Source organism: Bacteroides sp. AM10-21B, from assembly GCF_003472565.1.
GTDB lineage: Bacteria > Bacteroidota > Bacteroidia > Bacteroidales > Bacteroidaceae > Bacteroides > Bacteroides propionicigenes.
Map to the genome: position 1 here is coordinate 97,920 of NZ_QRME01000003.1, position 20,151 is coordinate 118,070.

Below are 20,151 nucleotides of genomic sequence, written 5' to 3' on the forward strand. Positions count from 1 at the left end.
TCTCTTATCACTCTCTTATCATATTCTCGTTATTCTCGCTCCAAGTGCATTCAGTCGCCCTTCGATATTCTGATACCCCCGGTCTATCTGCTCGATGTTATGAATACGGCTGATGCCGTCGGCACTCATGGCAGCTATCAGCAAAGCGATACCGGCACGGATATCCGGTGACGTCATATTGCCGCCACGCAGCTTGAAACCGTGATTATGCCCGATAACTACGGCACGGTGCGGGTCGCACAGAATGATCTGCGCCCCCATATCTATCAGTTTGTCCACGAAGAACAGGCGGCTTTCAAACATCTTCTGATGAATCAGAACACTGCCTTTGGCTTGTGTGGCAACTACCAGCAATACGCTCAACAAGTCCGGTGTAAGTCCGGGCCAGGGAGCGTCGGCAATTGTCATGATGGAGCCGTCGATAAAGGATTCTATCTGATAAGTGTCCTGTGCAGGTACATAAATATCATCACCGCGTTGTTCCATTTTGATGCCTAAGCGTCGGAAACTGTCAGGGATGATGCCTAAGTTCTCGTGCGAGACGTTCTTGATGGTAAGTTCGCTCTTTGTCATGGCTGCCATACCGATGAAACTTCCTACTTCAATCATGTCCGGAAGAATCGTATGCTCTGTTCCATGCAGTTCGTCCACTCCCTCGATGGTGAGCAGGTTGGAAGCGATACCTTCTATTTTTGCGCCCATACGGTTCAGCATCCGGCAGAGTTGCTGTACGTAAGGCTCGCAGGCGGCATTGTAAATGGTCGTTTTGCCTTTAGCCAATACAGCTGCCATTACGATGTTGGCTGTTCCTGTGACAGACGCTTCATCCAGCAGCATATAGCTGCCTTGCAGTTGCCGGGAGGATATTTCGTAAACCTCCCGTTTTTCGTTGTAAATAAAATCGGCTCCTAAATTTTGTATACCGATGAAATGCGTATCCAGACGGCGGCGACCTATCTTGTCCCCGCCCGGTTTGGAAATCATAGCCTTACCGAAACGTGCTACCATTGGTCCTACCAACATGACAGAACCGCGCAGACTGGAGCATTTTTTCAGGAATTCATCGCTCTCCAAGTAGGCGAAGTCTATATTGACAGCCTGAAAGCTGTATGTATCAATACCTTTTTTCGATACGCAGACTCCCATGTCCCGCATCAACTGAATCAGGTTGTTCACGTCTAATATGTCCGGTATGTTGTGCACCGTTACCTCTTCGGCTGTAAGCAGCGTGGCGCAGATAATCTGCAACACTTCGTTCTTTGCTCCCTGAGGATAAATATCACCGGAAAGGCTGTGTCCGCCTTCTATTATAAATGAAGCCATGGAATTAGTGGTTAGTATTTCCTTTTATTGTTTCTGTTGTTGTTCCTGTTGTTCTGGTTGTTTATCTTCGGGCGATAATTCTGTTCAATCCGTTCGGACATCAGGCGCAGAAGGCTGTCGGTCATTTGCAGTTTGCCGTCGGACAGTTCTGCAAGGTCGTCCGCTATCTTGCGATCGTCGATGGTATCCTTGTTCCAAGCCATATAATCTTTCTTCATATGGTTGCATATCAGCGCAACGAGGTTTTGCTTCTCTTCTCCTTCGGGGAAGTCGATGGCTTTCTTAATCAGCACTTCCAACGTGCGGCCGTAATGACGGTAGCGGATTTTAGTGCTGGGATAGGGAACAACTTCAGGTTTAGTCCTCAGATTATCCTTGCGGATGATTTCGTATGGATAGTTAATGTCCAGTTTGAAATCGGCCATGATGGCAAGATGATCCCAAAGTTTATGTTTGAAATCGGGTACGTCTCGCAAGTGAGGAAACATATTTCCCATGATGTTGATAATGGTGTTTGCACAACGCTGACGCTCAGCGCGGTCCTCGATGGTCAATGCATGGTCTACCATATTCTGGATGCTGCGGCCGTATTCCGGCAAAGGCATCCGCTTTTGTTGAGTATTATATTGCATAATCTTTAATAGTTATAAAAGTTTTTTCGGTTGGCTTGCCACGAACTCCTTCAGGTAGAACGGTTCGAAATAGGCAACGTCCTTAAAATCCTCTTCGGCTATGGCTTTTTCCGCCAGCGGAAACATCATGCTTGCCAGCGGGCGGATGCCGTCGATGAAGTGCGCATTGGGATGTGTAATCTTTTCTTTGCACTTGGCTGCGCCGTCACCAAAGAAGTATACGGGGTGCTTGTCCAGATACTCCCGATATGAGTTTTCGTCCACTATATCGGCGGCAATTTCGCGTACGGGTTTCAAGGCACGGTCATAAACGGCTGCATATACTTCCATGCGCCGTGCGTCAATCATCGGACACAACAACGCATCTTCCGGCAACTCTTCGTGGTAAAGCAACACCGGTACACACTGCACTTTGAGGGTGGGCAGTCCGATAAGCGGCAGGTTGCGACCATAGCAGACTCCTTTTGCCATAGATACGCCGATACGCAATCCTGTGTAAGAGCCGGGACCGCAACTTACGGCAACGGCGTCCAGCGGCATGGCATGGCTGTCGGCAAACGACAGGGCCTCGTCCACGAATACTCCCAGTGATACTGCGTGTGAAGGACCGTTCAGGTCTTCTTTTTTGAAAACGTTCTGCCCGTCTTCGCTCACAGCTACGGAGCAGGCCGAAGTGGACGTTTCAATATGCAAGATACATGACATAGCTTCTATTCTGAATTTTATTGTGGCAAATTTACGTGATTATTTTCACTAATTAAAATAATCGTGTAATTTTGCGCAAAACTATAACATTATGATACAATCTATGACGGGCTACGGCAAAGCGACTGCCGAGTTGTCCGATAAGAAAATCAATGTTGAGATTAAGTCGCTCAACAGTAAAGCAATGGATTTGTCTGCCCGTATTGCTCCGCTTTACAGGGAGAAGGAAATGGAAATCCGCAATGAAATATCCAAGATGCTGGAGCGTGGCAAGGTCGATTTCAGCCTTTGGATTGAGAAGAAAGATGCAGAACAACTGGCTACTCCTATCAATCAGGAATTGGTGGAGGCTTACTATAAACGGATTAAGGAAATTTCAGCGACGGCCGGTATTCCCGAACCTGCCGATTGGTTTGCCACGCTGCTGCGTATGCCGGATGTGATGACTAAGAATGAAACTCAGGAACTGAGCGACGAAGAATGGGCGGTGGTTCATGCAGCGGTAGAAGAGGCAATCAATCATCTGACAGACTTCCGCAAGCAGGAAGGCGCTGCGTTGGAGAAGAAGTTCCGTGAGAAAATTGCGAATATCGCCCGGTTGCTCGAATCGGTTGCACCGTACGAGCAGGAACGGGTAGGCAAGGTCAAAGACCGCATTACCGATGCCCTTGAAAAAACGTTGAGCGTAGATTACGATAAGAACCGCCTTGAACAGGAACTTATCTACTATATCGAGAAACTGGACGTCAACGAAGAGAAACAACGGCTTTCCAATCATCTGAAATACTTCATCAGTACGCTCGAGAGCGGTAGCGGACAGGGCAAGAAGCTGGGATTCATTGCGCAGGAAATGGGGCGTGAAATCAATACTTTAGGCAGTAAGTCCAACCATGCCGAGATGCAGAAGATTGTAGTGCAGATGAAGGATGAACTGGAACAAATAAAGGAACAAGTCCTGAATGTGATGTAAGGAGCAGACTCCGAATGCCACACGGCAGAGTATTAAATAGTAAATTGTAAATCGTCAAATAGTAAATACCATCAATGGGTAAACTGATTATATTTTCCGCCCCCTCCGGTTCGGGCAAGTCCACGATTATCAACTATCTGTTGGCGCAGAACCTGAACTTGGCTTTTTCTATCTCCGCAACCAGCCGCCCGCCGCGCGGTACTGAACAGAACGGCGTGGAATACTTTTTCCTTACTCCCGACGAGTTCCGGAGCCGTATAGCCAATGATGAGTTTTTGGAATATGAAGAAGTCTATCAAGACCGTTTTTACGGGACGCTGAAAGAACAGGTGGAAAAGCAATTGGCTGCGGGACAGAATGTAGTGTTTGACGTAGATGTGGTAGGCGGTTGCAACATCAAGAAGTTCTACGGTGAGCGTGCCTTGTCTGTTTTCATCCAGCCGCCTTCCGTGGAAGAACTGCGCAAGCGTTTGGTGGGGCGTGGCACGGATGCTCCCGAAGTCATTGAGAGCCGTGTGGCAAAAGCCGAATATGAACTTGGCTTTGCTCCGAAGTTCGATACGGTAATTATCAACGATGATTTGGAGACGGCCAAGGCGGAAGCCCTGAAAGTAATCACCCGATTCCTCAATTCTTAATTCTCAATTAGCCAAGTGGACATAGGTATCTTCAGCGGCTCATTCAATCCGGTGCACATCGGGCATCTGGCCCTTGCCAACTATCTTTGTGAATACGAAGGGCTGGACGAGGTATGGTTCATGGTAACTCCGCATAATCCGCTGAAAGAGGAAACATTGCTGATGAACGATGAATTACGTTTGAGGCTGGTGCAACTTGCCATTGCGGGTTATCCCAAATTCCGTGCTTCCGACTTTGAGTTCCATTTGCCGCGTCCGTCCTATACCGTTCATACGCTTGATAAACTGAAGCAGGCTTATCCGCAAGATACTTTCCACCTCATTGTAGGTTCTGATAACTGGTTGCTTTTTCCGCGCTGGTATCAGTCGGAGCGCATTCTTGCAGAAAATCCTGTTCTTGTCTATCCCCGTCCGGGTTATGCGGTAGACAAGGATACTTTACCTCAAAATGTAAAACTGGCCTCTTCGCCTACCTTCGAAATCAGTTCTACCTTTATCCGCCGGGCAATGGAGGAGGGCAGGGATGTGCGCTATTTCCTGCATCCGGCTGTTTACGATGCGTTGAAACGCAAAGAATAGTATTGTTTTGCCTGTTCGTTGGCACAACCTTGCCTATCCGTTGGCACAACTGTGCCTCTTTGTTGGCAAAGTTGTGCCACCTAGGTGGCACAAAATAATTTTAGACTTTGCTCCGATTCTTATTCCAGGCATTTGTCAAGGTCGCGTATAATTTGTTCCTTATCCATATGCTGGCCGATGAATACGATTTTCTGCATACGGTCGCCGTACTTTTCGTCCCAGTCACGTAGTAGTCCGGGTTCTTGGCGCATCAGTTCGATTAAGTCTTCTTCGGGTGCTGTGGCATACCATAGGCCTGCTTCGGTCAATTGCTTTTGCGTACCTGCCTGTTCGAAGAGGTAGGACATATCGCGGTTGTGGCTGAAGTAGCATACACCTTTGGCACGAATGATATTCCGGCTCCATTTGGTAGCGATGAAATGGTCGAATTTGTGAATGTCGAAAGCCGGACGGCGATAATAAACAAAAGTTCCGATGCCGTATTCCTCTGCTTCACCCTCTTCATGATGGTGGTGATGTTCATGCTCTTCGTGATGGTGTTCATGTGCTTCTTTTTCCTCTTCTTCGGTGGCTTGTTTTTCTATTCCGCGAATCCATCCGGCCGATGTGGCTGCACGTTCAAAATCGAACATTCTTGTATGGATAATTTTTTCCAAGTTTACATCCGCATAATTGCATTCGATGATTTCGGCGCCGGGCTGCAAGGTGTGTATAATTTGCTTGATACGTTGCAGCTCTTCGGGTGATACTTCCGCTGCCTTGTTCAGAAGGATTATGTTGCAGAACTCAATCTGTTGGATGATAAGGTTCTCGATATCCTCCTCATCAATTCCTTTCCGGGTAAGGTCGTTACCGCAGGAAAATTCGCTTTGCAGGCGCAAGGCATCCACTACGGTGGTGATGCAGTCCAGACGGCAAATGCCATACTTGGTATACATACCTCCCATGCGGGGGATGGAGCAAATGGTCTGTGCGATAGGCTCAGGTTCGCAGATACCGCTGGCTTCGATAACAATATAATCGAAACGTTCCATCCGCATGATTTCTCCTATTTGTTCTATCAAGTCCATTTTCAGCGTACAACAGATGCAGCCGTTTTGAAGCGCAACGAGACTTTCGTCTTTTTTGCCGACGACACCGCCCTTTTGAATGAGGTCCGCATCAATGTTTACCTCGCCTATGTCATTGACGATAACGGCGAACTTGATACCTTGTTTGTTAGAAAGAATGTGGTTCACTAAAGTTGTTTTACCGCTGCCCAGATAACCGGTAAGGAGCAGTACGGGAATCTCTTTTGTTGTCATATTGGTTTTGAATCTCTATCTTATTTGTTTACTTGTTTCTCTTAATGAACTGCACGATTGTATTCAGCAATGTGTCATTGACGGGTAATGACGGGTTATTGTACACAGCCATTTGTTGTTGGGGGTTGATGCTCTCACAGTCTTTCAATACATGGTTCATCTTGTCTATCAACTTTAACTCAGCTTGGGAAGATGCTTTCTTTAGCAGCGTTGCGTCCTCTTCCTGTACTTGAATGTCGTTTTTACCTTGGAGAATCAGTACGGGCATTTTTAGGGAGGCGATAACGGTCTGAGGATTATATTTGTACCACGAAATGAGGTAGGGCTGCACGGAAGGGCGGAACAGGGTTTGCAGATAAGGAGGGATTTGCGCTACTTCTTTTCCGTTCCTCAAAGACCGGTTGATGCCTGCCACTTCTTTTTGTATGGATTCCGGCGTCATTTGGGTAATGAGTTGCTTTTCTATGATTTCATATGCGGGACTGCCTGCACCTGCGATGGAAATAAAACTCTTCACTTTTGGCCGGTTTGTGCAGGCAAGCATTCCGATAAGTGAACCTTCACTGTGTCCTGCCACTGTTATGCCGGTGAAACGCTTGTCTTTGGCAAGAAAGTCTATCCAGCCCGTAACGTCGTTTACATAATCCTCGAAGCGTAACAGGGACTCTTCTTGACCGGCTGAGGCGCTGCCGGCTATACCGCGCTTGTCGAAACGGAGGGAAGCGATACCTTCCTGTACCAGTCCTTCCGCAAGGAATTTCAGTGAATTATTTTTCATCATGGGGTTATTTCCGTCCATGTCGGTGGGGCCGGAACCGGCAATTAGCAGCACTACGGGACAGGTTTTTGCATTGGCAGGCAACAGAAGTTTACCTTTGATATTTCCGTTGGCAGTATTCAATGTAACGGGATGTTCCTCGGATGTGAGAGGCTGTGCCTGGCAGTGAGGATTGGCAAACAGGGCCAGGCTGAATAAGAGTAAGAGCAAATGTTTCATATGATTTGTTTTTGAAATCTCTTTAACAGGGAGTAAATGTAGACAATATTATTAAATAAAAAAATAGAGGCGGAAAACATTGTAGCTTTCCACCTCTATTTTTTATTATACTATGGCTGTCTGTTCTTACAGGATACCTTGTGCCATCATGGCCTTGGCTACCTTCATGAATCCGGCAACGTTGGCGCCTTTCACGTAGTTCACGTAACCGTTTTCTTCCGTACCGTACTGTACACAAGCGGCATGGATATTCTTCATGATGCTTTTCAGCTTCTCGTCCACTTCTTCGGAACTCCAACCCAGTTTGATGGAGTTTTGAGTCATTTCAAGCCCTGATACTGATACACCGCCGGCATTGGCTGCCTTGCCCGGAGCATACAGAATCTTAGCTTCTTGGAATACTTTGATTGCTTCGGGAGTAGAAGGCATATTTGCACCTTCGGATACTGCCATCACACCGTTGGCGATGAGTTTCTTGGCGTCGTCACCGTTAATTTCATTCTGAGTGGCCGACGGCAAGGCAATATCAGCTTTTTCACCCCAGGGACGTGCGCCTTCTACGTATTTGACGCCCGGATATTGCTCTGCATATTCGCGGATACGTCCACGATAGAGGTTTTTCAGTTCCATGATGTAGTCCAGTTTTTCACGGTCGATACCTGCGGGGTCATATATATAACCGTCAGAATCGGACATGGTTAACACTTTACCGCCCATTTCCAGTACTTTTTCGGCAGTGTATTGAGCTACGTTGCCCGAACCGGAAATCAAACAAGTCTTGCCTTTGAGGTCAGTGCCTTTGGTTTTCAGCATTTCCAACAGGAAGTATATGTTACCGTAACCTGTAGCTTCGGGACGAATCAGCGAACCGCCGAATTCGCGGCCTTTTCCTGTGAATGTTCCGGTAAACTCGTGAGTCAGCTTCTTGTACATACCGAACATGAAACCTACTTCGCGACCGCCTACACCGATGTCACCCGCAGGAACGTCAGTTTCAGGACCGATGTGACGCCACAGTTCCAGCATGAAGGCTTGAACGAAACGCATCACTTCCGCATTTGACTTGCCGCGCGGAGAGAAGTCCGAACCACCTTTACCGCCACCCATAGGCAGAGTGGTCAGTGAGTTTTTGAAAGTCTGTTCGAAAGCGAGGAATTTCAAGATGGAGAGGTTTACGGAAGCGTGGAAACGGATACCGCCTTTGTACGGGCCGATGGCGTTGTTGTGTTGTACACGGTAACCCATGTTGGTCTGCACGTTACCCTTATCATCCACCCAAGTAACACGGAATTGGTAAACGCGATCGGGGATGCAAAGACGTTCAATCAGATTGGCTTTGTCAAACTCCGGATGTTTGTTGTACTCTTCTTCAATAGTAGAGAGAACTTCTTCTACTGCCTGATGATACTCCGGTTCGTTGGGGAACCGTCTTTTCAAATCTTCTAATACCTTAGCTGCATTCATAATCTATATTCTTTTATTTGGTTACATATTCGTATTATAAAGTGGTAATTGTCACCTTATCACTTTTTTCTTGTTTGCGGTTGCAAAAGTAAACATAAAAATGATACAAACAAACAATTTATAAAGAAAATGCGGGATAAAACAACAAAAATGTTGTTTTATCCCGCAAAAAGGAATAAAAAGATATTATTTATCCTCTTTTAAGCGCTTTTATTACGGGAATGAATACTAATGCCGCCGAAATGACAAGGGTCAGGATGATTGGACCGTCAATTCGTTCGGCAGATGTTAGTACTATGTAACAAAGTGCCGCCCAAAGAAGCGTAATGCAAACTATTTGGAATTTGGATAATCGTCTTTTCATTTACCGGCTTTCTTTTTATCGACAATGGCATCAATAACTGCCACAGCGGTGATATTTACTATATCGCGTACAGAACTTTCAAAATCAGTGAAGTGGATAGGCTTGTTCAATCCCATTTGTATCGGGCCGATAAGTTCGGCATCCATATCCATGGCCTGAAGCAGTTTGTAGGCGGAATTAGCTGAACTCAAGTTCGGGAATACCAGTGTGTTTACATCCTTTCCTTTCAGGCGGGTAAACGGATATTTGGCATCGCGCAATTCACGGTTCATGGCAAAGTTCACCTGCATTTCACCGTCTATGGCAAGTTCCGGGTAGTTTTGCTGCATATATTCTACGGCTGTGTGCACGCTTACCGGACTTCCTTCCTTATCTGCACCAAAATTGGAGTAGCTCAACATTGCCATGACCGGCGTGTGGTTGAAGAAGCGTACGGTGTGTTCCGACAGCTTTGCGATATCAATCAGCGTTTCCGCATTGGGATGGCGGTTGATAAGTGTATCGGCAAGGAAATATGTGCCTTTTTTGGAGTTGAGGATGTGCATCGTACCGAAATGCTTGTACTCCGGACGGATGCCGATAACTTCTTTGGCAACTTTGATGGTATTGCTGTATTTGGTGTACAGTCCGGTGATGAAAGCGTCAGCTTCACCGGTTTCCACCATCATCATACCGAAGTAGTTGCGTTCGAACATCTTGTCATTGGCTTCTTCGTAAGTCACACCTTCGCGGGCGCGTTTTTCAGAAAGAATACGTGCGTAGCGTTCGCGACGTTCTGCTTCATCGGGGTGACGCAGGTTTACGATTTCGATGCCTTCGAGGCTGAGGTCGAGCTGTTTAGCCAACTTCTCGATAGCTTCGTCATTGCCCAATATAATAGGATGGCAGATGCCTTCGGCTTTGGCCTCAACAGCGGCTTTCAGCATATTGGGGTGAATACCTTCGGCAAAGACTACGCGCTGCGGGTTGCGGCGGGCGGTGTCGTAGAGCTGGCGGGTAAGTTTGCTTTCTTGTCCCATCAACTCTTTCAGGTGCTGGCGATAACCTTCCCAGTCGGTGATTTGCTTGCGGGCTACACCGCTTTCCATGGCTGCTTTGGCTACTGCCATGGAGACTTCGGTTATCAGACGCGGGTCAACGGGTTTCGGAATGAAGTAATCAGGGCCGAAAGTGAAATTGTTGACGTGGTATACTTCGTTCACTACATCGGGCACGGGCTGTTTGGCAAGTGCTGCAATGGCACGGACGGCTGCCAGCTTCATCTCCTCATTGATAGCGGTGGCGGCTACGTCCAAAGCACCGCGGAAGATGTAGGGAAAGCCTATTACATTGTTTATCTGGTTCGGATAGTCCGAACGTCCGGTTGACATAAGTACATCAGGACGGGCTTCCATGGCGTCCTCATAAGAAATTTCCGGTACGGGATTGGCAAGGGCAAATACGATAGGATGCGCTGCCATGCTACGTACCATGTCTTGTGTCAGGACGTTACCTTTGGAAAGGCCGAGGAATACATCCGCACCCCGTACGGCTTCTTCCAGTGTATGGACATCGCGGCGGTCGGTAGCAAAGTATCTTTTGGTTTCGTTCAGTCCTGGGCGGTCGCTGGTGATGACACCTTTGGAGTCGAGCATGATGATATTTTCGTGAGTAGCTCCCAACGCTTCATAAAGTTTGGTGCAGGAGATGGCTGCCGCACCGGCGCCGTTTACTACAATCTTCACATCTTCTATCTTCTTGCCTGCCACTTCCAGAGCGTTCAGCAATCCGGCGCTGGAGATGATGGCTGTACCATGTTGATCATCGTGCATTACGGGAATGTCGAGCTCTTCTTTCAGGCGGCGTTCTATTTCAAAACATTCGGGAGCTTTGATGTCTTCCAGATTGATACCGCCGAAAGTGGGGGCGATAGCTTTTACTGCCTCGATAAATTTATCGGGATCTTTTTCATTCACTTCAATATCGAATACGTCGATGCCGCCATAGATTTTGAAAAGCAGACCTTTACCTTCCATTACGGGCTTACCTGCCATTGCGCCTATATCGCCCAAACCGAGGACAGCGGTTCCATTGGAGATGACAGCTACCAAATTACCTTTTGCTGTATATTTGTATGCGTCCTGCGGGTTTTTCTCAATTTCAAGACACGGTTCTGCCACGCCCGGAGAATAAGCGAGTGAAAGATCGGTTTGCGTACTGTAGGGCTTGGTTGGCACTACCTCTATTTTTCCCGGTTTGCCTTGCGAATGATAGAGCAAGGCGGCTTCTTTGGTTATCTTAGCCATAATAGATTAGTTAAAATGGTTATAATTTGGTCGCAAATTTAGAGATAAAAGTTCTAAATTGTAGCTTGCGACTGATAATTTCTATTAGATTTATCAGTAAATAAACTAAAAATGCTTATTTTTGGCAGTATATTTAAGTATTACCCCCAATTTACTAACTTAACACAAGTGTTTTATGAAAATTTTAAGACGTCCTCTTGTAGGATTATTGTTTTGCACAGTGCCGTTTTGGGCAGGATGCGGAACGAGTGACAAACTTGAAGCACCGGTTTCCTTGACTTGGGAGATGGGTGCGAGTAACATTGAACCCGGATATTACGAGAACTCCTTTGTCCTTACAAACATTTCCGGTTCACCTCTCTCCAAAGATTGGACAATCTATTATTCACAGCTCCCCCGCTATGTGAAGCAAGAAGAAAATCCCGCCGTTAAAGTGGAAGCAGTGAACGGAAACTTCTTTAAAATGTATCCTACGGATAGTTTTAAACCGTTGGCTCCGGGTGATTCCATGCGTATCTCTTTCTTGTGTTCTTATAAATTAGATAGGAATTCGCATGCGCCTGAGGGTGTTTATTGGGTGGCTACCGTGGACGGTAAAGAAGGGAAGCCGCTTCCCATTGCACTGAATGCACTTCCATTGTCCTCGCCAGAGTCGCTTCCCGGCTATCCGGACGCTACTAACATCTATGAATCGAATCTTCGTTTGAAAAATGTTCCGGTCTTGGAGCAATCGGATATACTGCCGTCGGTAAAGAAAGTGGTATCTGCCGAAGGCTATGTTGTACTGGACGGTAAAGTCTCTTTGACTTATTCCGATGAATATGCGGATGAGGCAAGGTTATTGAAAGAAAAGTTGCACGATTTGTACAATTTGGAAGTAGACGGTAAAGCCCCTGTTATTATTGCTTTGGAACCCTTGTCCGACAAGGTGCAGGCTGTGAACGATGAGTATTATAATATGGTTATAGGCAGTGGCCGAATCAAGATTAGCGCTGCCACTCCGCATGGAATTTTCAACGGCACGCAAACTTTGCTGGCAATGCTGAAAAATAAAACGGCGCCTTATCAATTGAATGCCATGTCTGTGGAAGACTATCCCGACCTTTTGTATCGCGGACAGATGATAGATATTGCCCGTAATTTCACAACAGTGGAGAATCTTAAAAAACTGGTGGATATTTTTGCTTCTTATAAATTGAATGTGCTGCATTTCCATTTTGCAGATGATGAAGCATGGCGTTTGGAAATTCCCGGTTTGGAGGAACTTACTGCCGTGGGAAGTCGTCGCGGACATACTACTGACGAAAGCCGGTGTCTGTTTCCATGCTACGATGGAGGATATGATCCTGATGCCGCAACCGTTGGCAACGGATATTACTCCCGCGAGGATTTCATAGGTTTGCTACGTTATGCTGCCGAAAGGCATATTCGCGTCATACCGGAAATAGAATCACCCGGACACGCCCGTGCCGCTATTGTTTCCATGAAGGCGCGTTATAATAAGTATAAGGAAACGGATGTGGAAAAGGCTGTCGAATATCTGTTGAGTGAGCCGGAGGATACTTCCCGTTATGCATCCGTTCAGTACTACACGGATAATGTGATAAATGTCGCCCTGCCTTCGTCTTACCATTTTATGGAGAAAGTTATTCGGGAACTTGCGGCTATGTATAAAGAAGCCGGTGCAGCACTCACTACGGTGCACCTTGGCGGTGATGAAGTGGCACGCGGTGTATGGCAGGGATCTCCTAAATGCCGGGTGTTGATGAAAGAAAAAGGAATGACGAAGCCGCATGATTTGGCGGAGTATTTCATTACGCAGATGGCGGGTATTATGCAGAGAAACGGTCTGAAATTCAGCGGTTGGCAGGAAGTTGCTTTGGGGCATACTGAAGAAGCACACCGGCAATTGCGGAGTCAGGCGGCAGGCGTGTATTGCTGGAACACGGTTCCCGGATATGATGAGGTGGTTTATCAGATTGCTAATAACGGCTATCCGGTAATCCTTTGCAACGTGGGAAATTTCTATATGGATATGGCTTACAACGGGCATCCTGACGAACGTGGACTGGACTGGGGAGGATATGTGGGCGAATCTATATCTTTCTCCATGCTTCCTTACAGCATCTATCGTTCATTGCGTACGGACGGGGCGGGAAATCCTGTTGATTTGGAAAAAGTGGAAAAAGGAAAAACAGCCCTGACAGCAGAGGGGAAAAAGAATATTTTGGGTGTACAGGGTCAATTATTTGCCGAGACTATCCGCAGTTTCAACGGTGTGGAATATCTTCTTTTCCCGAAAATCATGGGATTGGCAGAACGCGGTTGGAATGCTTGTCCGGCATGGGAAAAACTGCGAGGAGTACAGGAACGACAGGCTTTCGACAAGGCGTTGGCATTGTATTATGAAAAAATCAGTGATATGGAAATGCCTTATTGGGCAAAGAATGGCATCAACTTCCGCTTGCCGCATCCGGGACTGCAAGTGAAAGACGGTAAACTTTATGCCAATACGGCCATTCACGGGGCTGAGATACGCTATACGATGGATGGTTCTGAACCAACCGTACAATCCGCTTTATGGGAAGCGCCGGTGAAGTGTGATGCTTCGGTTGTTAAAGCCAAGACGTTTTATCAGGGTAAGGAAAGTTTACCGATAACGTTGAGAACGGAATGATATATTATAATTTTCACCACAGTGGAAAAGGAATACCACTGTGGTGAAAAACTTATTTGATTACTCATTCAGCGCTTGTTCTATATCTGCGATGATATCATCCGCATTTTCAATACCTACCGAGAAACGGATAAGGTCCGGACGGATACCGGCTTCCAACAGTTGTTCGTCAGAAAGCTGACGATGTGTATGGCTGGCGGGATGAAGCACGCAAGTACGTGCATCGGCAACATGGGTTACGATAGCCGCTAACTTTAACGAATCCATGAATTTGATAGATACCTCGCGACCGCCTTTCAGTCCGAAGGAGATAACGCCGCACGAACCGTTGGGCATATATTTTTGTGCTAATTCGTAGTACTTATTGTCGGGCAGACCGCAATAGTTCACCCATGCCACTTTATCATTTTTGGAAAGATATTCGGCGACTTTTTGGGCGTTTCCGCAATGTTGCGGCATACGTAAGTGCAGAGTTTCCAGGCCAAGGTTCAATAAGAATGCATTCTGTGGAGACTGGATGCTGCCGAGGTCACGCATCAACTGTGCGGTAGCTTTAGTGATATAAGCCAGTTTGCCGAAAGCTTTTGTATAAGTCAACCCATGATACGATTCATCCGGAGTACAGAGTCCGGGGAATTTATCGGCATGTGCATCCCAGTCAAAATTACCGCTGTCTACAATTGCGCCGCCTACACTGGTGGCGTGTCCGTCCATGTATTTGGTAGTGGAGTGAACTACTATATCGGCTCCCCATTCAAACGGGCGGCAGTTGATAGGAGTGGGGAAAGTATTGTCTACAATCAAGGGTACGCCATGCTTATGGGCAATTCGGGCAAATTTTTCAATATCGAGAACCTCCAGCGTAGGGTTGGAGATTGTTTCACCGAACAATGCTTTGGTATTCGGACGGAAAGCAGCGGAAATTTCCTCTTCAGGCGCATCCGGATTGACAAAAGTTACATCGACACCCAGTTTTTTCATTGTTACGCCAAACAGATTGAACGTTCCTCCATAGATAGTGGATGAGCATACGAAATGGTCGCCTGCCTGGCAGATATTGAAGATAGCATAGAAATTAGCAGCTTGTCCGCTTGAGGTAAGCATAGCGGCTACACCGCCTTCAAGGGCGGCTATTTTGGCGGCAACTGCATCGTTCGTAGGGTTCTGCAGACGGGTGTAGAAGTACCCGCTGTCTTCGAGGTCGAACAGACGCGCCATTTGTTCGCTGGTGTCATATTTGAAAGTTGTACTTTGATAAATGGGGAGTACACGAGGTTCGCCCTTTTTAGGAGTCCACCCAGCTTGTACGCACAGTGTCTCCGGTTTGAATTGCTTTGCCATAATGCTATCTGTTTTTAGAGTTTCTTTTCTTTAAAACGCGTAAGTTGTCGCAAAAGTAGGGAAAAAAATATAAATTTGTACGCGTGAATAGTAAAATGCTATAATTTAGCGGCTGAAAATTTGCAGCCGATATGAATAAATGACGAATAACGGGAATATGAAACGTATATTTTGCTTGCTGGCTATCCTCTTTTGCACTTTTCTTGTTTTTGATGTCTCGGCTCAGGGAGAATATGCCACACCCAAATCGGGTGAGGGTATCTCTGCTTTTTTAGAACGGAACAAGCGTCCGGGAAAAGCGTACTATAATGAGTTTATGAAGTTGAATGAGAAGCGTCTGCGTGGAAAAGAGGAATTGCGGTTGGGAGTGAAATATGTGTTACCCCCATTGAGGAAAGGGACTTCTGCCGCAGTTTCGTCCAAATTTGCCACTAATAAAAAAGAAACGGTCCGGGAACGTCTGTTCGGGAAAAAACTTGCTGATGTGAAAGTGACCTCTAACCGTTTGCAAGGGGCGTGTTTCTATGTCGTCAGCGGACATGGAGGTCCCGACCCGGGAGCTATCGGGAAAATAGGAAAGGTGGAATTGCATGAAGATGAGTATGCCTATGATGTTGCCTTGCGCCTTGCCCGTAACTTGATGCAGGAAGGGGCGGAAGTACGTATCATCATTCAGGATGCCAAAGACGGGATTCGCGATGACCGCTACCTGGCCAACAGCAAGAGGGAAACTTGTATGGGAGATGCCATTCCGTTGAATCAGGTAGCTCGTCTGCAGCAGCGTTGTGCAAAAATCAATGAGCTTTATCGGAAAGACCGCAAAATTTATAAATATTGCCGGGCTATATTTTTGCATGTGGACAGCCGCAGTAAGAGTGCGCAGACGGATGTATTCTTTTATCACGCTCCGAAAAGTGTGTTAGGGAAGAAACTGGCTGTTACCATGAAAGAAACATTCGAGTCGAAATACGACAAACATCAGCCGAACCGCGGATTTGAAGGGACTGTCAGTTCACGCAACCTTTATGTATTGCTGAAAGCTGCACCGGCTTCCCTTTTTGTGGAATTGGGCAATATACAGAATTCTTTCGATCAACGTCGTTTTGTCATCAGCTCTAACCGCCAAGCTTTGGCAAAATGGATGATGGAAGGTTTTATTGCGGACTATAAGCGGGCGAAGTAGAATCTTTTTCTTGAATTTTAAACGATATGCCGGAACCTATCTCTTTCATTGTTTGTTCCACATAATGGTTTGCAAAATCAATGATTAAAAGCGTACGTGCATATTAAATAATGAAAGGAAACCTTATGAGAAAGAATTTAATGTTTGTGGGAGTATTTGCGATTACCCTTATGTTGGCTGCTTGCGGCAGCGGCGTCCGGAAGGAATTTTCTGAAAAATATTCTGCTACGGAGGTGGAGCAGGCTAATCAAGTGATGAACTACTATACTACTTCACTCGCCTTATTGAAGAATTTGGTAGTGGAGAAAGATGTGAATTCCGTACTGGGATATATGGAACAAGGCGGGAATGCACCGATGTTGACAACTGTTGTCTCTCCGGTTTTCTCTCAGAAGGACTCGGCGTTGGCAGTCAATCCCGGTACGTATTTTAATGAAGAGACTCAGCGCAATCTGAAACAGAATTTTATGCAGTTATTTCAGGCAAGAAAGCAATTTTATACCGGTTTTAATCAGTATCTCTCGTTCTTGAAAGTAAAGGATAAGACTGCCGCTGATAAGCTATTGCCTGTTAACTATCGGCTGAGCGTTGAGATGGCTGAATATAAAGAGAATATTCTTGACATATTGTCACCTTTTACCGAAGGGGCGCAGAAAATATTGCTGAATGATAATCCGATGAAGGAGCAAATACTTGCCATGAACAGGATGTCTGTCACGATGCAGAGCATTCTGCGACAGTGTATGCGCAAGCCAGCTCCCGACATGGCTCGTCTGGATATGAAGATAATGAAACTGGTTATCCAGTTGGACATTGCCAAGCGCTTGCCGATGGTGAAGGGGCATCCTCAAGAGATGAAGACTTTCCGGGACTTTCTGGCTAATGCTGAGGCATTCATAAAAGAAGTACAGCATATAAAAGCCCGGGGAAGTTATACGGCAGACGAGATGGCCGCATTGGGTGAGTATGGACTAAGCCTGAACTAAGGCTATTTTATTTCCGGATGCCTTTCTAACCACTTCACTGCATATGAACAAGTGGCTTTGGGGGTTAATCCTTGTTCCACAGCGTATTCATAGGCTTTTTTTACAAGAGCTGAAGCAACTCCCCTGCCCTCAATAGGCGGGGGAACGATTGTATGAAGGATGTCCAAACTGCCGTCATGGAGGTGATATTCTACATAGGCGGTATGATTCTCCACTTCGGTAATGAACCGGTGACGTTCAGGATTGTGGTTGATGATGTATTCCATATTCTTTTTCTTTATCTGACTATCGTTAGAGAGATAATTGTATTGTATGCAAAGTTACAAATACTAATTTGCAATCTTACGGCATTTACCTTAAAAAAAATGGTAGCTAAAGCAAAATACAATTGCGGGTTCGTTAATAATCATTTCTTAGTTTGCCTGCGAAGATAAAATATGCGTACTTTTGTGCCGGGATTACATTGTATAAATAGCTTTTGAGAAGTATATGAAAGCAGCTTTACTTATTTTAGGGCGTGGAATAGGGCAGGTGATGTTTCAGAATAATGCACTGTCAGGGTTGTTAATGTTAGCCGGACTTTTTCTGAATTCTTGGCAAATGGCATTGCTGGCGATTGCAGGTAATGTTGTAAGTACATTGGCGGCTTATTTTTCAGGTTACAATCGTGAAGATATACGGAATGGACTTTACGGGTTTAATGGTACTTTGGTGGGAATAGCGATTGGGGTATTTATGCCGGTCACTGTAGTTTCCTTATTACTGTTGGTCGCAGGCTCTTGCTTGTCTGCTTGGATAGCTCGTCTTTTTAGTTTGCAACGGCTGGTATCGGGATTCACCGCTCCCTTTATTGTTTCTGTATGGATATTGTTGGCAGTTTGCAGTTGGATGACACCATCTTTGCTATTGCCTTCCGGAGATGCTGTGGCGGTTCAGACGCTTTCTTTTTTACAAGCTTTTTGTTTGAATATCGGTCAGGTTATGTTCCAGGGAAATACAGTATTGTCTGGATTGTTCTTTTTGCTGGGTATCATGGTTAACTCCCGTATCAATGGTTTTTATTCTATACTGGGGGCATTGCTTCCCATTCCGTTCGCTCTGTTATTGGGAATGGATTATGCCGCTTTGAATGCCGGATTGATGGGGTATAACGGAGTGTTGTGTGCCATTGCTTTGGGAGATAAAACGTGGAGAGGCGGTGTGTGGGCTGTAGTGGCTGTATTACTGTCCGTCTTATTTCAGATAGGTGGTATGGAGTGGGGGATAACAACTCTCACTGCACCTTTTGTAGTTGCTGTCTGGATTGTGTCGGGATTGCAGAAGTTGGATAAAAAGAGTGGATATAGAAACTAAAAATAGAGGAATCTTATTAAAATATGACTGAGGGAATCCGATTACAACTCTTGGCATGGGCAAAAGAATACCATTGTGTCGCCTTTATACAAGGTGATCCTGTTCAGTTTCCACATAGATATGCGCGGAAACAGGATATTGAGATTAGCGGCTTACTTACAGCTATAATGAGTTTTGGAAATCGTAAGCAGATATTGAAGAAATCAGATGAATTACATCGTTTAATGGGAATTTCACCTTATGAGTATGTATTGTCTTGCCAATGGAAAGCGGATTTTCAGCCGACAGATAGCAGTAGCTTTTATCGTATGCTTTCCCATGCGGATTTTTATACTTATTTCTCTCGATTATATGCTGCCTATTCGCAGTTTGATAGTTTGGAAGATGCCTTGCTGGTCTATTCGGGTACACCAATGGAAAGATTATGTGCATTTTTGGAAGTTTCCGCCCGAAGTCCGCAAAAGAAACTGAATATGTTTCTGCGCTGGATGATACGGAAAGAATCGGAAGTGGACTTCGGTATTTGGGGAAGTTTTGACTGTCGAGATTTGTTGATTCCTTTAGATACTCATGTTTGTCGGGTAGCCTATCTTTTAGGGCTTACAGATACGGAAACATTCTCGTTAAAGAATGCACGGAACATAACAGCCGCTTTGGCGGAGGTCTTTCCGGAGGATCCTTGTTTGGGTGATTTCGCATTGTTCGGTAGCGGAGTGAATGGAGTGTTATAAGATAAAGTATTTTGCGTATTGCTTATGATTTTAAGGTAGCTACAACTTTCTCTATCATTGTCCGGATATTGTTTTCATCCTGGGCAGTATAGAAGTTTCCGTCTACTTCGGAAGAGTTGTCGGTTGCTTCCCCATTTTGGATAGCGGGCTTCGCCAACGGATGAACGGCTACTTTCTTGCCTTTAGTGATACCTGTAAAATCAAATATCATGGCGGCGGCACAGTGCCCAATCATAATTTTGTCTTTCTCACCGAATGTCTTGATGGTTTCCAGCATGGTAATATTGTACGGTTTGTCGGCATTCTGTTGAAATACGGGAACGGCGTCACCGCAAGCGAACACAAGCGCGTCGTATTCATCTTCATGTCCTTTCAGATTAGCGACTACATCATCGGTTATCAGGGCTATACCGGAGTTGGTCCTGATTTCCTTGTTTTCTGCTACCGCAAATACTTTATAAGAAATGCCATTCTCAAAAAAGGCCTCCAAATACTGGAATAGACCACATCCGTTTACCGGATTTACTGCTAAAACTGCAACTTTTTTTGCCATAATCATAATTATTAAGTGAAACAATAGTTATTCTCAGTAAGTTTATTACTTTTGTATTGCAAAGTT

19 protein-coding genes are annotated in these 20,151 nt (G+C 45.8%); 8 read left to right on the forward strand and 11 right to left on the reverse strand.

Annotation, left to right across the window (positions count from 1 at the left end; genetic code table 11):
* Positions 1–18: 18 nt before the first annotated feature.
* Genes murA through tsaB form a run of 3 tightly spaced genes read right to left on the reverse strand, consistent with a single transcriptional unit; the run spans position 19 to position 2,660 of the window.
* Complete coding sequence (gene murA / locus DW121_RS04475; protein ID WP_117710763.1) at positions 19–1,323, reverse strand: UDP-N-acetylglucosamine 1-carboxyvinyltransferase; 1,305 nt, start codon at positions 1,321–1,323, stop codon at positions 19–21.
* An 11-nt stretch (positions 1,324–1,334) separates the two neighbouring features.
* Positions 1,335–1,955 carry a DUF4290 domain-containing protein gene (locus DW121_RS04480; protein WP_117710762.1) on the reverse strand — a complete coding sequence of 207 codons (621 nt, stop codon included), beginning with the start codon at positions 1,953–1,955 and terminating at the stop codon, positions 1,335–1,337.
* A 12-nt stretch (positions 1,956–1,967) separates the two neighbouring features.
* Positions 1,968–2,660, reverse strand: a complete 693-nt coding sequence (tsaB, locus tag DW121_RS04485) for a tRNA (adenosine(37)-N6)-threonylcarbamoyltransferase complex dimerization subunit type 1 TsaB (protein ID WP_118323133.1) — start codon at positions 2,658–2,660, stop codon at positions 1,968–1,970.
* 91 nt (positions 2,661–2,751) lie between these two features.
* On the opposite strand from tsaB, the gene DW121_RS04490 reads away from it, so the two are divergent.
* The 3 genes from DW121_RS04490 to nadD all read left to right on the forward strand — a co-directional run bounded on the left by DW121_RS04490 (position 2,752) and on the right by nadD (position 4,847).
* A complete protein-coding gene (locus DW121_RS04490; protein WP_117710760.1) occupies positions 2,752–3,630 on the forward strand; it encodes a YicC/YloC family endoribonuclease in 879 nt (292 codons plus the stop codon).
* A gap of 74 nt (positions 3,631–3,704) precedes the next feature.
* Positions 3,705–4,268, forward strand: coding sequence for a guanylate kinase (gene gmk, locus DW121_RS04495; protein ID WP_117710759.1), 564 nt, complete (start codon positions 3,705–3,707; stop codon positions 4,266–4,268).
* 15 nt (positions 4,269–4,283) lie between these two features.
* Positions 4,284–4,847, forward strand: coding sequence for a nicotinate (nicotinamide) nucleotide adenylyltransferase (gene nadD / locus DW121_RS04500; RefSeq protein WP_117710758.1), 564 nt, complete (start codon positions 4,284–4,286; stop codon positions 4,845–4,847).
* A 119-nt stretch (positions 4,848–4,966) separates the two neighbouring features.
* Here the strand turns inward: nadD and DW121_RS04505 are convergent, their stop codons facing one another.
* The 5 genes from DW121_RS04505 to DW121_RS04525 all read right to left on the reverse strand — a co-directional run bounded on the left by DW121_RS04505 (position 4,967) and on the right by DW121_RS04525 (position 11,261).
* Positions 4,967–6,151, reverse strand: a complete 1,185-nt coding sequence (locus DW121_RS04505) for a GTP-binding protein (RefSeq protein WP_117710757.1) — start codon at positions 6,149–6,151, stop codon at positions 4,967–4,969.
* Between the two features lie 28 nt (positions 6,152–6,179).
* Positions 6,180–7,148: an alpha/beta hydrolase gene (locus DW121_RS04510; RefSeq protein WP_118323134.1), complete on the reverse strand. Its 969-nt coding sequence runs from the start codon at positions 7,146–7,148 to the stop codon at positions 6,180–6,182.
* 126 nt (positions 7,149–7,274) lie between these two features.
* Complete coding sequence (locus DW121_RS04515; protein WP_117710755.1) at positions 7,275–8,612, reverse strand: NADP-specific glutamate dehydrogenase; 1,338 nt, start codon at positions 8,610–8,612, stop codon at positions 7,275–7,277.
* 190 nt (positions 8,613–8,802) lie between these two features.
* A complete protein-coding gene (locus DW121_RS04520; RefSeq protein ID WP_117710754.1) occupies positions 8,803–8,976 on the reverse strand; it encodes a hypothetical protein in 174 nt (57 codons plus the stop codon).
* On the reverse strand, positions 8,973–11,261 hold the full coding sequence (locus DW121_RS04525) for an NADP-dependent malic enzyme (RefSeq protein WP_117710753.1): 2,289 nt from the start codon (positions 11,259–11,261) through the stop codon (positions 8,973–8,975). The genes DW121_RS04520 and DW121_RS04525 overlap by 4 nt, the downstream gene beginning before the upstream one ends.
* 175 nt (positions 11,262–11,436) lie before the next feature.
* Between DW121_RS04525 and DW121_RS04530 the strand changes: the two genes are divergently transcribed.
* On the forward strand, positions 11,437–13,938 hold the full coding sequence (locus DW121_RS04530) for a family 20 glycosylhydrolase (RefSeq protein WP_118323135.1): 2,502 nt from the start codon (positions 11,437–11,439) through the stop codon (positions 13,936–13,938).
* 60 nt (positions 13,939–13,998) lie between these two features.
* Here DW121_RS04530 and DW121_RS04535 read toward each other — a convergent pair whose 3' ends face one another.
* Complete coding sequence (locus DW121_RS04535) at positions 13,999–15,279, reverse strand: O-acetylhomoserine aminocarboxypropyltransferase/cysteine synthase family protein (RefSeq protein WP_118323136.1); 1,281 nt, start codon at positions 15,277–15,279, stop codon at positions 13,999–14,001.
* 139 nt (positions 15,280–15,418) lie between these two features.
* Here DW121_RS04535 and DW121_RS04540 point away from each other — a divergent pair, with 139 nt between their 5' ends.
* Positions 15,419–16,462 (forward strand): N-acetylmuramoyl-L-alanine amidase, encoded by a 1,044-nt coding sequence (locus DW121_RS04540; protein ID WP_118323137.1) that lies wholly within the window; start codon positions 15,419–15,421, stop codon positions 16,460–16,462.
* Positions 16,463–16,587: 125 nt separating this feature from the next.
* On the forward strand, positions 16,588–17,448 hold the full coding sequence (locus DW121_RS04545; RefSeq protein WP_187120007.1) for a DUF6845 domain-containing protein: 861 nt from the start codon (positions 16,588–16,590) through the stop codon (positions 17,446–17,448).
* Between the two features lie 2 nt (positions 17,449–17,450).
* Here the strand turns inward: DW121_RS04545 and DW121_RS04550 are convergent, their stop codons facing one another.
* Positions 17,451–17,714, reverse strand: coding sequence for a GNAT family N-acetyltransferase (locus DW121_RS04550; RefSeq protein WP_118323138.1), 264 nt, complete (start codon positions 17,712–17,714; stop codon positions 17,451–17,453).
* Positions 17,715–17,937: 223 nt separating this feature from the next.
* Between DW121_RS04550 and DW121_RS04555 the strand changes: the two genes are divergently transcribed.
* Both DW121_RS04555 and DW121_RS04560 read left to right on the forward strand, forming a co-directional pair.
* On the forward strand, positions 17,938–18,801 hold the full coding sequence (locus tag DW121_RS04555) for an urea transporter (RefSeq protein ID WP_118323139.1): 864 nt from the start codon (positions 17,938–17,940) through the stop codon (positions 18,799–18,801).
* 23 nt (positions 18,802–18,824) lie between these two features.
* Positions 18,825–19,532 carry a TIGR02757 family protein gene (locus tag DW121_RS04560; RefSeq protein ID WP_117710746.1) on the forward strand — a complete coding sequence of 236 codons (708 nt, stop codon included), beginning with the start codon at positions 18,825–18,827 and terminating at the stop codon, positions 19,530–19,532.
* A gap of 22 nt (positions 19,533–19,554) precedes the next feature.
* Here the strand turns inward: DW121_RS04560 and DW121_RS04565 are convergent, their stop codons facing one another.
* A complete protein-coding gene (locus DW121_RS04565; protein WP_117710959.1) occupies positions 19,555–20,085 on the reverse strand; it encodes a DJ-1/PfpI family protein in 531 nt (176 codons plus the stop codon).
* Positions 20,086–20,151 lie beyond the last annotated feature (66 nt).